We start from the raw sequence: 14199 nt of genomic DNA on the forward strand, positions 1-14199 counted from the left end.
AGACCCTTTAAGAATTTTTTCTTAGATGAATATATAAATGCAAGACATCTAAATTAGCCGGAGTAATCCCACTAATTTCTGAAGCTTCAAAAAGACTTTTAGGGCGAAATTTTTCTAACTTTTCTATAGCTTCTAAGCTTAAGCCAGGAATACCCTTAAACACAAAATCTTTAGGAATAGAGACTTTGAGCATACTATCCATTTTAGCGATATTTTCGTGTTGCTTTTCAATATAAATATTATATTTGCATTCAATTTTAATTTGCTCTAAGACCCGCTCATTTAAGGGGGCTAAGAAATCAAAAAACGCACGCATTTTTTCCAAACTAAAACTATCACGCCCTAATAGGCTAACGCCATTAATTTTGTCATTGATAGGATTTTCATCTAGTTCATTTAAGCGTTTTAAAACTTCTTTATTAGGGGTGAAAACGCATTCTTTAAGGCGTTTTAAATTGTCTTGTATCTCTTGTTTATCCTTAATCAATTTATCATAGAAAACTTGCTCCATAAGCCCCAAATTATAGGCGTATTCACCTAGTCTAAAGAGCGTGTTATCTTCTCTTAAAAGCAAGCGATATTCAGCTCGGCTTGTAAACATTCTGTAAGGCTCGTTCGTGCCTTTAGTAACTAAATCATCAATTAGCACACCAATATAAGCCTCATTACGCTTTAAAATGAAAGGGGCTTGATGTTTGAGAGCTAATACGGCGTTAATTCCTGCCATAAGCCCTTGAGCGGCGGCTTCTTCATAGCCGGTAGTCCCATTGATTTGTCCAGCTAAGTAGAGTCCCTTAATTTTTTTGGTTTCTAAAGTGTGGGTTAATTCTGTAGGTTGGATGAAATCATATTCTATCGCATAGCCATAGCGAGTGATAAGGGCATTTTCTAAACCTTTGATAGAATGAATGACTTTTTCTTGCACATCTAGGGGTAAAGAAGTGCTTAAGCCATTCACATAGTATTCGCTTTTATGGATGGTTTGGGGCTCTAAAAACAGCTGGTGGCGTTCTTTTTCGCTAAAGCGATTGACTTTGTCTTCAATGCTTGGGCAATACCTTGGGCCTACGCCTTCAATTTGACCGGTAAATAGGGGGGCTCTGTGAAAATTGTCTCTAATAAGCTTATGGGTAGTGGGATTAGTGTAAGTGATAAAACAAGAGAGTTGGGTGGGGTTAAAATCTGTGGTTTTGTAGCTAAAAAAAGGGGGAGTCTCATCTCCAAAATGCTCTTCTAAGCCTTCAAAATTAATGCTATTTCCAGCCACTCTAGGGCAAGTGCCTGTTTTTAATCTATCTACCTTAAAGCCAAGCTCTCTTAAATTTAAAGCGAGTGAGTTAGAGGCGTTTTCTCCAAAGCGTCCGTTTTCATTTTGGTGTTCGCCAATATGCACCACCCCTTTTAAAAAAGTGCCTGTAGTGATAATCACTTTTTTAGCCTTGTAGGTATTACCGATATTAGTTGTTACGCCTATGACTTCATCATTTTCAATGATTAAGCTCTCAGTCATTTCTTGAGACACGCTCAAATTTTTAGCATTTAAGACTAGATTTCTTGCAAAAATGCGGTAAGTATCCATATCAATTTGTGCACGTGTGCCTCTAACCGCTGGGCCTTTAGAAGCGTTTAACACACGATATTGTAAGCCACTATTATCTGTAATTATCCCCATAGCCCCCCCTAAAACATCTACTTCTTTAGTCAAATGCCCTTTGCCTAAGCCCCCAATGGCTGGGTTACAACTCGCTAGTCCTATAGTGTCTATAAGCATGGTGATTAAATGCGTTTTAGCCCCCATTTTTGCGGCAATGAGACTTGCTTCAATACCGGCATGACCCCCACCGACCACTAAAATATCCAATTCTTTTATCACTTTCTTTCCTATTTTTAAATGAATTTTGAAAGCACCTTGTTTTAAGTAACCATATGATTAAACAAACTTAATTACAATGTCATTACGACTTGGTGAAGTTGTGCCTTTATGTAAGATTTATTGTAGCATGACTAGAATTAGAAAGAGGAATGTTTAATGCAAGAAGAAAGCAATCATAATGCAGATGATAAAAGCACTAATGTTGTGCGTATCGTTGGTTTAGTAGGTGGGGTGCTATTAGCACTGATTGTCTATTATGCTTTAAATTCTCACATCTCTCATGTGGTTGAAGAAATCCCCAAACTTAGCTCTTTAAACTATAAAGCTATGCCTATTGTGGCGGGGGTTTCTATTTTAATGGGGGCATGGTGGATGACAGAAGCTATTGATTTACCGGCAACGGCTCTTTTGCCTTTAGTGCTTTTTAGTGTTTTTGGTGTAGATAAGTTCCAAAGCGTGAGTGCATCGTATGCCTCACCGATTATCTTTCTCTTTATGGGGGGCTTTATTCTAGCGCTAAGTATGCAAAAATGGAATTTACACACACGCATGGCACTAGGTATAATTTTATTTGTAGGCACAAGTCCTAGAAGATTGATTTTAGGTTTTATGATAGCTACAGGCTTTTTATCTATGTGGGTTTCTAATACTGCAACGGCTGTAATGATGCTCCCTGTGGGCTTGAGCGTTTTACATTTAGTAGCAAAGCTTGTTGGCACAGAGAATCAAAACACTTCTAATGGGTTGCATAAAGAAGAAATTACTAAAGCCCATGGGGGAATGCTTAGTAATGTAGTGCATAAAGGTAAGGACATCGCTCAAAAAGTGCAAGAAAAAACCATCATATACCGCACGAATTTTAGCATTTGTTTAATGCTTGGCATTGCGTATTCTGCCTCTATTGGCTCTTTAGGCACTCTCATTGGCACTCCGCCTAATGCTCTACTAGCAGGCTATATGAAAACCGCTTTTAATATTGAGATAGATTTTGGAAAATGGATGCTTTTTGGCACGCCTTTAGCTTTTATTATGCTAATTATTTCATGGCTTTTACTCACTTATGTGATTTTTCCTTTAAAGATTAAAGAAATTCCGGGCGGTAAGGAAGTGGTCAAAGAAGAATTGCATAAACTAGGGCGTTTAAGTCAAGCTGAAATCTTAGTAGGCATTATTTTTATCTTAGCGTCTTTGGGGTGGATTTTTTTAGGCACGCTTTTAAAAGATTGTGGCATTAAAATAGATAAAATTGACTCCGTGATTGCTATGGGAGTTTCTATTCTTTTGTTTATTTTGCCAGCAAATAATAAAAGCGATAGACTCATTGATTGGGATACGACTAAAAAACTTCCTTGGGATGTGTTGCTCTTATTTGGTGGGGGATTAGCTTTAAGCGCTCAATTTTCTAAAACGGGCTTGAGTTTGTGGATTGGGCATCAAGTCTCTAGTTTTTCACATTTTCCAATTTTACTCATTATTGTGGTGGTTACTTTAATGGTTATTTTCTTAACTGAAATCACTTCTAATACCGCCACAGCCGCCGCATTTTTACCGGTGATTGGGGGGGTTGCGATGGGAATGGGTTATGAGGGGCAATCAAGTCTATTATTTACTATTCCTGTGGCTTTGGCAGCTACTTGTGCGTTCATGCTTCCTGTAGCCACTCCACCTAATGCGATAGCCTATGGCTCTGGGTATGTTAAAATAACAGATATGATTAAGGCGGGACTATGGTTAAATGTAGTGGGGGTTGTTTTAATCAGTGCTTTTACTTACACGCTTGTTTCATTCGTATTTGTAAGTTAATTTTTTTTAGGAAAGTTTGATAGTGAAAGAAAAATTGTTAAAAGAAAAAACCCGTTATATTACGGGGATTATTTTAGTCATTGTAGCAACTTTGATTTTATATGCGGATAATTTATTGTTGTTTTGGGCGATTTTAGGGGGAGTGTATTTAATGGGATTTTCTGAGGCTTTGAAATTGTTTAAAATTCAATCTAGTCTTTCTCTTTATTTGCTTGTGGTGTTGTCATGGGTTATGGCGTATTTTAATGGAAGACCTATTGAATGCGCGTTATTTGGTGCGATAATAATGGCTGGAGTTATAGCGTATCAAAAAACCCCTAGTAGCAAAGCTGTTTTGCCTTTTTTGTATCCGGGAATTGGGTTTTTTGCTCTTTTTGGGATTTATAAAGACTTTGGCACATTAGCGATTATTTGGCTTTTAGTAGTGGTTGTCTTAAGCGATGTAGGAGCATATTTTGGGGGTAAAATTTTTGGTAAAACCCCTTTTAGCCCCACTTCGCCTAATAAGACTTTAGAAGGGGCGTTTATTGGTGTGGTTTTAGCGAGTGTAGTTGGGGCATTTGTAGGCATGGGAAAATTAAGTGGGGGCTTTTTTGTATCGCTTTTCTTTAGTTTTTTAATCTCTCTTTTTGCAGTGTTTGGGGATTTATATGAAAGCTATTTAAAAAGACAAGCTGGAGTTAAAGATAGTGGTAAAATTTTGCCAGGGCATGGGGGCATATTAGATAGATTAGATGCCATGCTTTTTGGGGCGCTAACTTTGCATGTGTTGTTGTATTTTTTAGAAATTTGGAAAGAAACGGCGGTATTTTTAGGAGATTAAAAAAATGGTTATTTTAGGTAGCACAGGTTCTATTGGAAAGAATGCGTTAAAAATCGCTCAAAGTTTCAAGGTTGGAATAGAGGCGTTGAGTGCGGGTAAAAATATCGCCTTATTAAATGAGCAAATTAAAATTTTTAAGCCTAAGAAAGTAGCGATTTTAGATTCTAAAGATGTTAAAAATTTAGAGCCTTTAGGAGCAAAAGTTTTTGTTGGCTTAGAGGGAATTAATGAGATGATAGCAGAATGCACCTCTAAGGTAGTGATGAATGCTATTGTAGGTGTGGCAGGATTAAGAGCAAGTTTTAGTGTGTTAAAAAGCGATAAAAAATTAGCTCTAGCCAATAAAGAAAGCTTAGTGAGTGCAGGCTGGTTATTAGATACTTCAAAAATTATGCCTATTGATAGCGAGCATTTTGCTTTATGGTTTTTGCTTAAAAACACTCAATCACGCCCTAAAACTTTAATGATTACGGCTAGTGGAGGGGCTTTTAGAGACACGCCATTAGAGCTTATTGCTACTCAAAGCGTAGAAAACGCTCTTAAACACCCTAATTGGAGCATGGGAAAAAAGATTACCATTGATTCAGCAAGTTCTATCAACAAGCTTTTTGAAGTTTTGGAGGCTCGTTGGCTTTTTGGGGCTTCTTTAAAAATTGATGCTGTAATTGAAAGGAGTTCTATGGTGCATGCTTTAGTGGAATTTGAAGATAATTCTATTAGCGCGCATTTGGCAAGCGCGGATATGAAACTACCTATTAGCTATGCCATAGACCCTACTTTAGCCAGTCAAACTCCAAGCGTTGCCCCCTTAGATTTATGTGCTTTGAGTGCGATTAAATTTGAGCCTATCAATACAGAGCGTTATATTTTGTGGCGTTATAAAGACTTGCTATTAGAAAATCCGCAATTAGGTGTGGTGCTTAATGCGAGCAATGAAGTAGCGATTGAAAAGTTTTTGAATCAAGAAATTATTTTTGGAAAGCTCATTGAGACTATTTCTCAAGCCCTAGATTTCTATGCTAAAAAGTCTCTTAATCTCTCTAGTTTAGAAGAGGTGCTAGAGTTAGATAAGGAAGTAAGAGAGCGTTTTAGGTTTTGAATACAAATGATTAAATTTTAATTATAATGTCAGTCATTGGACTTTTATTTAAAAGGGACTGACTCAAAATGTTAAAATTTTACAACAAACACTCTATTAAGAAAAAAAGTTTTTTACTTGCTTTGGTGCTATCTTGCAACCCTTTGAGTGCAGATAGCTTTAAAGATGCTTTCACAAAAGGCGATTTCTATTTTTCGGGTAATAAAGTAGAGTCGCCCACAAAGCGCTATGCGGATAAAAGCGCTTTTTATATGGGGTTAGGCTATCAGTTAGGTAGTATCCAACACAATAATACCAATATGGATTTATTCCAATATCCTAACAAGGATAAGATTGTATTGAGCGCTCTTGAGAGTCCTACACAAAAGCGTTCGTATGTTTCTAATGGCTTTGGTTTAATGCTAGGGTATAAATGGGTAGGCAAGCATAAAGAAACTAAGTGGTTTGGCTTTAGGTGGGGGCTATTTTATGATATGAGTGCGTCTGTTTATGGTAGGGGTAGTCTTGCTTACAATCTTTTTGATTCTAACCCCTTTGCTTATCAAAAAACAGAATCCATTGTAATTTCTACCTATGGCACTTATATGGATTTATTATTGAATGCGTATAATGGCGATAAGTTTTTTGCTGGTTTTAGAATTGGGATTGCGTTTGCTGGGGCTAATTATGATTTGAGCGATGAAAAAACTTATAGAAATTATTTAAAAAACACTTTTGGAGGCAAGATTAACAATAATGCTTTCCAATTTTTAGTGAATTTAGGGGTGCGACTAGGGGGCAAGCACAATCATTTCGGTTTTGGTATTAAAATTCCCACTTACTATATCAATAATTACATGTTGATGAATAAGCTTAATAATAGCAAAGAAGATGTGGCACAATTTTTATCTCTTTATGAAAACGGCTATAGGAGCATTCCTTATAAAGCGGTCTTTAGACGCAATTATTCTATTTATTTTAATTATATTTATAGTTTTTAATTTTCATTGTCTTAAAGCCTTTATTTTCTTATGAAAATACGGCTTTAATGCTTTTGATGTATTTAAATTTAGGCATTAGCGTTTCTTTTAAAACTTAAGGATTACTTCTTTTTGTTTCTTTATATTAACTATTTCTGTAGTCTATAGTAGTATGATTTGTAGTTTCACTTCTTAATTTTGTAGGCGGTATTTTTTAGATTTGTGGTTTTTAGTTCGCAAGTTCTTGTGTTCAAGGCTTAAGTGGTTACACTAATATCTAATCTTTTTATTCTCAATAGGGCAGAAACAATAAAAGCAAGGGTGTTTATGTTACCATTTTAAAATAACTTAGGCATTTAAGGGAGAAGTTTTAATGAGAAAAATGGCATTATTGTTTGTTTTTCTATCCTTGAGTGCTTTTGGCTTGGATTGTAAAAAGGCTAAAAATCATCATAAGTGTGCCCAACAAGAAAACATTCATAAAGGTGTAGAAACCCTTAAATCAGAGCTTAATGAAATTCATAAGAACCTTATAAGCTTATTAGAAAGCATGGATAACGCAACGCCATACAACCCCTTAAAAGTCAAAGAAATTCTCAAACAAACTGAGCAAGAATGGCTAAAAAATGCTGATAGGGAATGTGTTGCACTAAACATGCTTGTAAGCCCTGAAACCCCTATTGATGAGAGCATGGTTTATAGCGGTTGCTATGAGGCATATGCTAGACAAAGACTCCAAGATTTAAACGACTTCTATGAAGAGGCTAAAAGAACCAATAAAAAGATAAAACAAATCCATAAAATGCAAAAAGTTCAAACCAAATCAAGCAAGTCAAAAATCAAAAAGGATAAAACACGCCCCAATAAAGAAACTCCTAAAAGCTCTGCTAATAGCACAGATAAACAAGAGGTTGTAAAACCTAGTTTAGAAAATGCCAATAATATTCTTAATAAGGGGTATTATCTGCAAGTAGGGGCGTTTATGAATACACCTAATAAGGATTTTTTACAGATTTTAAAGGGGTTTACCCATAAGATTGAGCAAAAAAATATGCTTATGCGCTATCTTGTTGGTCCTTATAGGAGCAAGGAAGAGGCGTTAGAACATGTTGATGAGGTTGCTAGGGGGTTTGGTAATAAGCCCATTCTTGTAGAGACGCATTAATATGCGTTTGAATTTGGGATAAAAGTCCCTACCATTAGCAACACCTACATGCAAGCTAATATTAGTCAGCATGAAGTGCTTAGCTTGTTGTATGGCTTAGGTAGTTTGAATGCGAAATTGCCTTATAGCGTAACTTTCCAAAGAAATTACGCCCTTTATTTTAATTATGTTTTTAGTTTTTAAGACATTTTATAAAAACTTGTTTATTTTATAGAGCCAACGAGCGATTAAAGCGATAAATAAGCAAGCGCTTAAGAAAATTAGGCCTATAGTTTTATAAAGGGGCATAAAACTTGGCATTTCTTCTACAATCATCACGCTTGAAATGCCTAAATTCCCCTGTGGTGAGTTATCCATAAAATAAAGACCATGTTTTTTAGCGATAAATTGGGGTGCTTGGATGGGGTCTTTGGAAGAATACATCACAAACGCTCCTATATTAGAAAGCTTAATATGACTTTCTGTATCCAATAAAACAAAGGGCGTGTCTTTAAATTTATTTTCTAAGCTTTGTAAAGCATTTTCAGTATGGTTAGCATCTAGTTTGAAGATTTCTTGACTAATGCGATTGGCGGTGTATTGCATGCGGATTTTAGTGTTTTTTAAGAGCATGGCTTTTTCATGATTTATAAATGAGCCTAATAAAACCGCCACTAACAACAGGGTTGAGAGAATATAGACGCTTAAAAAACGCCCTCTAAAAGAGAAAATTTGAGATAACATATCAAAAGCCTTTATAAAAAATTAAATCATACCTAAAAAAGACCCTTAAAGAAGTTTTTGAGACTGTAAAAAATAATAGCAAGTCATTTTAGCGCTAAAAAATAGTTAAAAGTTGTTATAATCCATTTGTTTAAATAATATTATTAAGTGAATTTTTAATTTTTTGAGTTTGATTGGTTAATTATTTACTCAAACTCTCTCATTATTGATTTTTGAATATAGCGTGCGATGATAGTTAAGGAGCGTTAAAAAGATGTTAGATTTATGGGTAGATATGGTTGTTTGCATTGCGTATTGGCTTTTTTATACGACCCCTTACATTATAGGCGATGGACTTCAGCTCAATTTTGTGCGTCAAAAGCTCCATGAAAAGCCCATCTTATTGCCTCAAATAGAATACGAAAAGGCAGGTCATTACACCATTAAGAAATTGCAATTATCTATAGCCACACAAATTATAGATGGCTTGATTTTTTCATGGTGGGTGTTCTTTGGGCTAGGCATGCTAGAAAACTTAATCCATGACTTAGAATTTTCAGAAGTTGTAGGCTATTTGGTGTTTGCCTTGCTCTTTTTGGGCTTACAAAGCGTTCTTTCCTTGCCCTTAAGCTACTATACTACAATGCACTTGGATAAAGGGTTTGGTTTTTCTAACATCACGCCACAATTATTTTTTAAAGATTTTTTAAAAAGTCTTGTGTTGACTTTAATAGTGGGTTTAGTGGTAATTTATTTGTTGATTATGGTTATGCAGTATGTGGAGCATTGGGAAGTTGGCGGATTTTTTATTGTGTTTGCTTTCATGGTTTTAGCCAATCTTTTTTATCCTAAAATTTCACAGATTTTTAATAAATTCACTCCTTTGAATAACAAGGATTTAGAGAGCAAAATTGAACGCATGATGACTAAAGTTGGGTTTAAAAGCGAGGGAATATTCGTTATGGATGCTAGTAGGAGAGATGAGCGTTTGAATGCGTATTTTGGAGGCTTAGGAAAAAGCAAGCGAGTGGTTTTATTTGACACTTTATTGGCTAAGGTTGAATCAGAGGGGCTTTTAGCAGTTTTAGGGCATGAATTAGGGCATTTTAAACATAAGGATTTATTGAAAGGCTTAGGGCTTATGGGAGTGCTATTGGCAGTTATTTTTGCCATTGTTTCTAATTTGCCCTCAGTGGTTTTTGAAGGCTTTAATGTTTCAGAAACCCCAGCAAGCTTGATTGCTATTTTACTTTTGCTTTTGCCGGTGTTTTCTTTTTATGCGATGCCTATTATTGGGTTTTTTAGCCGTAAGAATGAATATGCAGCAGATAGATTTGGAGCGAGATTGAGTTCTAAAGAAACTTTGGCTGAGGCTTTAGTGTGTATCGCTAATGAAAATAAGGCTTTCCCTCATTCACACCCTTTTTATATCTTTTTGCACTATACTCACCCCCCTTTAGTAGAGCGTTTAAAGGCTTTAGATTACGAGATTAAATGACCATTACTAATGCTTTAAATCATGGCAGAAAAGAATTAGCTAAAGAGGGGTTTAGAGGGGCTTTAGAATCTGAAAAAATTCTAAGCTTTGTTTTAAAAAAAGAGCGTGTTTTTTTGCATGCTAACTCACAAATGCTTTTGAATGACGATGAAAAAGGGCGGTTTTTTTCTCTAGTCAAACAGCGTAAAAGCCATGAGCCTTTGGAATATTTATTAAAGTGTTGTGGTTTTTATGGGCGTGATTTTTATGTGGATAAGCGTGTTTTAATCCCTCGCCCTGAAACAGAGCTTTTAGTAGAAAAAGCCCTTGAAATTATTTCTTGTTATCATTTAAAAGATGTAGGCGAAATTGGTATTGGTAGTGGGTGTGTTTCTGTTAGCTTGGCTTTAGAAAATCCTTACATCTCTCTTTTGACAAGCGATATTTCAAAAGATGCCTTGGAAGTAGCATCAAAAAATATTGAATATTACCAGCTTAAAGAACGCATTCAATTAATAGAGACAAATCTATGGGATAATATGCCAAGCATTCCGCAACTGCTTGTTTCTAACCCCCCTTATATCGCTAGAGATTATCCTTTAGAAAAATGCGTTTTAAAAGAACCGCATAACGCTCTTTTTGGAGGGGTTAAAGGCGATGAAATTTTAAAAGAAATCATTGCTTTAGCTTCTAAGCTAAAAATTCCCTTTTTGCTGTGTGAAATGGGCTATGACCAGCAAGCGAGTTTGAAAGAATGCTTAAGAGATTATGGTTATAAGGCAGAGTTTTATAAAGATTGGAGCGGGTTAGATAGGGGGTTTTTAGGGGTTTTAAAATCTTTTTGTTGAGTGTTTTGGGGTTATTGGTTGTTGTTTTTGTATTACAATAAAGGATATTTCAAACCTACTTAAAGGAGCTTATATCCATGTATACTGAAAAGATTCTTAAACACTTAAAGCACAAATACCCGCATCAAAAAGAGTTCCATCAAGCTGTGCATGAGGCATTATATTCTTTAAAACCCCTTTTAGATAGCGATAAAAGTTTTGAAAAGCATGCAATTTTAGAGCGTTTAGTTGAGCCTGAGAGGGAAATCTTTTTTAGAGTGTCATGGCTAGATGATAACAATCAAATTCAAGTTAATCGTGGGTGTAGAATTGAGTTTAATTCTGCTATTGGCCCTTATAAGGGGGGGTTGAGATTCCATCCAAGCGTGAATGAAAGCGTGATTAAATTTTTAGGCTTTGAGCAAGTGTTGAAAAATTCGCTCACCACTTTGGCTATGGGGGGGGCTAAGGGGGGGAGTGATTTTGACCCTAAAAACAAGAGCGAGCATGAAATTATGCGTTTTTGTCAGGCGTTTATGAATGAATTATACCGCCATATTGGAGCGACTACTGATGTTCCAGCTGGAGATATTGGGGTGGGTGAAAGAGAAATTGGCTATTTATTTGGGCAATACAAGAAATTAGTCAATCGTTTTGAAGGTGTATTGACTGGTAAGGGGCTAACTTATGGAGGGAGTTTAGCTAGAAAAGAAGCTACAGGCTATGGGTGTGTGTATTTTGCTGAAGAAATGTTGCAAGAGAGAAACAGCTCTTTAGAAGGTAAGATTTGCAGTGTTTCTGGGAGTGGTAATGTAGCTATTTATACGATTGAAAAATTACTTCAAATGGGAGCAAAGCCTGTTACTGCAAGTGATTCTAATGGCATGATTTATGATAAAGATGGCATTGATTTAGAGCTTTTAAAAGAGATTAAAGAAGTGCGTCGCGGAAGGATTAAGGAATACGCCTTAGAGAAAACAAGCGCTAAATACACACCTGTAGAAAATTATCCTAAAGGGGGTAATGCAGTATGGCATGTGCCTTGTTTTGCGGCTTTTCCTAGTGCGACGCAGAATGAATTAAGCGTATTAGATGCTAAAACACTTCTTTCTAATGGGTGTAAATGCGTGGCTGAAGGGGCAAATATGCCTTCAAGCAATGAAGCAATTGAATTATTTTTGCAAGCTAAAATTTCTTATGGCTTAGGTAAGGCAGCAAATGCTGGGGGCGTGAGTGTGAGTGGCTTAGAAATGTCGCAAAATGCGAGCATGCACCCATGGACTTTTGAAGTGGTGGATGCAAAATTACACCATATTATGAAAGAAATTTATAAAAATGTCTCTCAAACTGCTAAGGAGTTTAAAGACCCTACGAATTTTGTTCTAGGGGCTAATATCGCTGGTTTTAGAAAAGTAGCGCATGCCATGATAGCCCAAGGGGTTTAAAAGAGTTTTTTATTAAAAAAGGAGGGGGGGGGGAGTTAAGATTTTAAAATTATTTACTGATTGTTTTTTTTTTTTTTGATTTCATGGGATTCTAGCTTTTGGGTTTGAAAACTTAAGAGTTAGGTATTTTTAATGAAAGGAGATAACATGGGAAAAGGTCAACCTAGTTCTAACCCTAATGGTGCAGGATTTCCTTCAACTACCGGTAATCCTAGTGGTGGCGGTCGTGGGAATAACGCCCCTAAAGGTAAGTAAAGCGTTAAGCTTAGTAGTTTTTAGCTAACAAGCTGTTTTGGTGTGGAGGGGGTTATTAAAACTTAATATACACACGATAGAATACGATGTTAAATATTTTTATTATTTCGCTTAAATGCTTTGTAAAAAGATATTCTTATGCCACAAACTTAGTCAGATAAGAAAACGCAAAGTCAAGAAACTACATCCATTCAATAATCTTGCCTACCACATTCGCCTCATAGCATTTGATAGAAGTTTTTTGACTGGGTTTTTTAGGCAAAATGGCTTTTAAAAAACCATAATTCTCCATTTCTTTTAACCTTGCGTTCAAATTAGGGGCTTCTAAAATCCTGCCATTCAAACTAACCTCACCTAAAAAGGCGGTTTTATTATCAATTTTTCTGTTTCTAAAACTTGAGAGAATACTAGCAATGACAGCTAAATCACAAGCAGGCTCACTAATCTTAATGCCCCCACTCACATTGATAAACACATCGTGGCGATTGAGTGGGATTTCTAACTTTTTTTCTAATAAAGCTATGAGCATGTTAAGCCTATTAGTATCAAATCCATTGGCTAGTCTTTTGGGCGCTCCAAAACTACATTCACTCACTAACGCTTGGATTTCTAAGATTAATGCTCTTGAGCCTTCTAAAGTAATGGTAATCGCACTTCCCTCCATAGGCTCTTCTTTAGAAAAAAATAAGCTTGAAGCCTCTTTTGCACTCACTAGACCTTGCTCTTTCATCTCAAAGAGCCCGATTTCACTTGTGGGGCCAAAGCGGTTTTTAAAACTTCTTAAAATCCTTAATTCTCTGCTAGGATCACCTTCAAAATACAACACGCTATCTACCATATGCTCTAGCACTCTAGGGCCAGCAATTGAGCCTTCTTTAGTGATATGACCGATAATAAAAATAGCAATATCTCTGGTCTTTGCTAAACGCATAAGCTCAAATGTGATTTCTCTCACTTGCGAAATAGAACCGGGTGCTGAAGAAATCTCTGGTGAATAGAGCGTTTGGATAGAATCAATCACGCAAGCAAAGTAATTCTCACTTTCAATATTAGTCTTAATCACAGGCCAATTGATTTCATTGAGTAAATACAATTCCTTTTCTATGCAATCTAGTCTAGTGGCCCGCATTTTAATTTGGCTCAAGCTTTCTTCGCCACTCACATACAAAATCTTTTGCTTATTTCTAGCTAACCCAGAAGCAACCTTTAAAAGCAAAGTGGATTTCCCCACCCCTGGGCTTCCCCCAACTAAATACAATCCCCCCTTAGCAATCCCTCCACCCAGAACAATATCTAGCTCGCTTTGAGTGGAAGAAAATTTAATGACTTCTTCATGCTCAATTTCCACAATAGAAATGCTTTTTTGTGTTTTTGAAAGCGGGGTTTTAAGGGCATTTAAAACTTCCTTTTGGGTTTGGTTTAATTCTACAAAGCTCTCCCATGAATTGCACTGAATGCATTTGCCTAACCATTTAGGGCTAGTAAAACCACAATGCTGGCACTCAAATAAAGAAGTTTTTTTAGCCATAACAATCCTTTTATAAGTTTTACTTAGATTATACAACTAAAGCGATTTGAGTGGGGTTTAAAATAAAATCATAAGCCAAACTATTTGGCTTATTAAGGGGATTAAGAGTTAGTGTCTTGCTCTGTTTTACGCAAAGCCTTTAAAATATAGCGTTTAATATAAGAACCTACGCTTTCTTCCTCTTCACTAGCAATTTTCTCTAATTTTTGGTATTGCTCATCAGAAAAATACAAGCTTACGGCA

Annotated in this window: 12 protein-coding genes and 1 pseudogene; 9 read left to right on the top strand and 4 right to left on the bottom strand. The window is 36.1% G+C overall.

Annotated features, from left to right (window positions below; all coding sequences use genetic code 11):
- Positions 1-7 precede the first annotated feature (7 nt).
- Entirely contained in the window at positions 8-1873 is a 1866-nt protein-coding gene (gene mnmG, locus C6H25_RS04605; RefSeq protein ID WP_104748288.1) for a tRNA uridine-5-carboxymethylaminomethyl(34) synthesis enzyme MnmG, read from the bottom strand.
- A 156-nt stretch (positions 1874-2029) separates the two neighbouring features.
- Here mnmG and C6H25_RS04610 point away from each other — a divergent pair, with 156 nt between their 5' ends.
- The 6 genes and pseudogenes from C6H25_RS04610 to C6H25_RS04635 all read left to right on the top strand — a co-directional run.
- Positions 2030-3676, top strand: a complete 1647-nt coding sequence (locus C6H25_RS04610; protein ID WP_104748289.1) for an SLC13 family permease — start codon at positions 2030-2032, stop codon at positions 3674-3676.
- Positions 3677-3698: 22 nt separating this feature from the next.
- Positions 3699-4499: a phosphatidate cytidylyltransferase gene (locus C6H25_RS04615; protein ID WP_104748290.1), complete on the top strand. Its 801-nt coding sequence runs from the start codon at positions 3699-3701 to the stop codon at positions 4497-4499.
- Between the two features lie 4 nt (positions 4500-4503).
- A complete protein-coding gene (dxr, locus tag C6H25_RS04620; RefSeq protein ID WP_104748291.1) occupies positions 4504-5598 on the top strand; it encodes a 1-deoxy-D-xylulose-5-phosphate reductoisomerase in 1095 nt (364 codons plus the stop codon).
- Between the two features lie 68 nt (positions 5599-5666).
- Positions 5667-6578, top strand: a complete 912-nt coding sequence (locus C6H25_RS04625) for an outer membrane protein (protein ID WP_104748292.1) — start codon at positions 5667-5669, stop codon at positions 6576-6578.
- A 352-nt stretch (positions 6579-6930) separates the two neighbouring features.
- Positions 6931-7722, top strand: coding sequence for a lysozyme inhibitor LprI family protein (locus C6H25_RS04630; protein WP_104748293.1), 792 nt, complete (start codon positions 6931-6933; stop codon positions 7720-7722).
- A 15-nt stretch (positions 7723-7737) separates the two neighbouring features.
- A pseudogene (locus C6H25_RS04635) lies at positions 7738-7905 on the top strand (outer membrane beta-barrel protein); the annotation flags it as partial.
- Between the two features lie 6 nt (positions 7906-7911).
- Here C6H25_RS04635 and C6H25_RS04640 read toward each other — a convergent pair.
- Complete coding sequence (locus C6H25_RS04640; RefSeq protein WP_104748294.1) at positions 7912-8445, bottom strand: hypothetical protein; 534 nt, start codon at positions 8443-8445, stop codon at positions 7912-7914.
- A gap of 253 nt (positions 8446-8698) precedes the next feature.
- Here C6H25_RS04640 and C6H25_RS04645 point away from each other — a divergent pair, with 253 nt between their 5' ends.
- The 3 genes from C6H25_RS04645 to gdhA all read left to right on the top strand — a co-directional run bounded on the left by C6H25_RS04645 (position 8699) and on the right by gdhA (position 12173).
- Positions 8699-9922, top strand: coding sequence for a M48 family metallopeptidase (locus C6H25_RS04645; RefSeq protein ID WP_104748295.1), 1224 nt, complete (start codon positions 8699-8701; stop codon positions 9920-9922).
- Entirely contained in the window at positions 9919-10749 is an 831-nt protein-coding gene (locus C6H25_RS04650; protein ID WP_104748296.1) for a HemK/PrmC family methyltransferase, read from the top strand. Before C6H25_RS04645 ends, C6H25_RS04650 begins: the two co-directional genes overlap by 4 nt.
- A 77-nt stretch (positions 10750-10826) precedes the next feature.
- Positions 10827-12173, top strand: coding sequence for an NADP-specific glutamate dehydrogenase (gene gdhA / locus C6H25_RS04655; RefSeq protein WP_104748297.1), 1347 nt, complete (start codon positions 10827-10829; stop codon positions 12171-12173).
- 436 nt (positions 12174-12609) lie between these two features.
- Here gdhA and radA read toward each other — a convergent pair whose 3' ends face one another.
- Positions 12610-13956 (bottom strand): DNA repair protein RadA, encoded by a 1347-nt coding sequence (radA, locus tag C6H25_RS04660; protein ID WP_104748298.1) that lies wholly within the window; start codon positions 13954-13956, stop codon positions 12610-12612.
- 101 nt (positions 13957-14057) lie between these two features.
- Positions 14058-14199: ribbon-helix-helix domain-containing protein (locus C6H25_RS04665; protein WP_233707331.1), on the bottom strand; the 142-nt coding region annotated here is incomplete at its 5' end.

It is taken from the genome of Helicobacter cetorum (assembly GCF_900198405.1).
GTDB classification, from domain to species: domain Bacteria; phylum Campylobacterota; class Campylobacteria; order Campylobacterales; family Helicobacteraceae; genus Helicobacter; species Helicobacter cetorum_C.

What these genes read in the sequence shown, in the direction of transcription:
- C6H25_RS04610 (WP_104748289.1), top strand. Translation starts at nt 2,030, where the DNA reads ATGCAAGAAGAAAGCAATCATAATGCAGATGATAAAAGCACTAATGTT.
- dxr (WP_104748291.1), top strand. Translation starts at nt 4,504, where the DNA reads ATGGTTATTTTAGGTAGCACAGGTTCTATTGGAAAGAATGCGTTAAAA.
- C6H25_RS04625 (WP_104748292.1), top strand. Translation starts at nt 5,667, where the DNA reads ATGTTAAAATTTTACAACAAACACTCTATTAAGAAAAAAAGTTTTTTA.
- C6H25_RS04630 (WP_104748293.1), top strand. Translation starts at nt 6,931, where the DNA reads ATGAGAAAAATGGCATTATTGTTTGTTTTTCTATCCTTGAGTGCTTTT.
- C6H25_RS04640 (WP_104748294.1), bottom strand. Translation starts at nt 8,445, where the DNA reads ATGTTATCTCAAATTTTCTCTTTTAGAGGGCGTTTTTTAAGCGTCTAT.
- C6H25_RS04645 (WP_104748295.1), top strand. Translation starts at nt 8,699, where the DNA reads ATGTTAGATTTATGGGTAGATATGGTTGTTTGCATTGCGTATTGGCTT.
- C6H25_RS04650 (WP_104748296.1), top strand. Translation starts at nt 9,919, where the DNA reads ATGACCATTACTAATGCTTTAAATCATGGCAGAAAAGAATTAGCTAAA.
- gdhA (WP_104748297.1), top strand. Translation starts at nt 10,827, where the DNA reads ATGTATACTGAAAAGATTCTTAAACACTTAAAGCACAAATACCCGCAT.
- radA (WP_104748298.1), bottom strand. Translation starts at nt 13,956, where the DNA reads ATGGCTAAAAAAACTTCTTTATTTGAGTGCCAGCATTGTGGTTTTACT.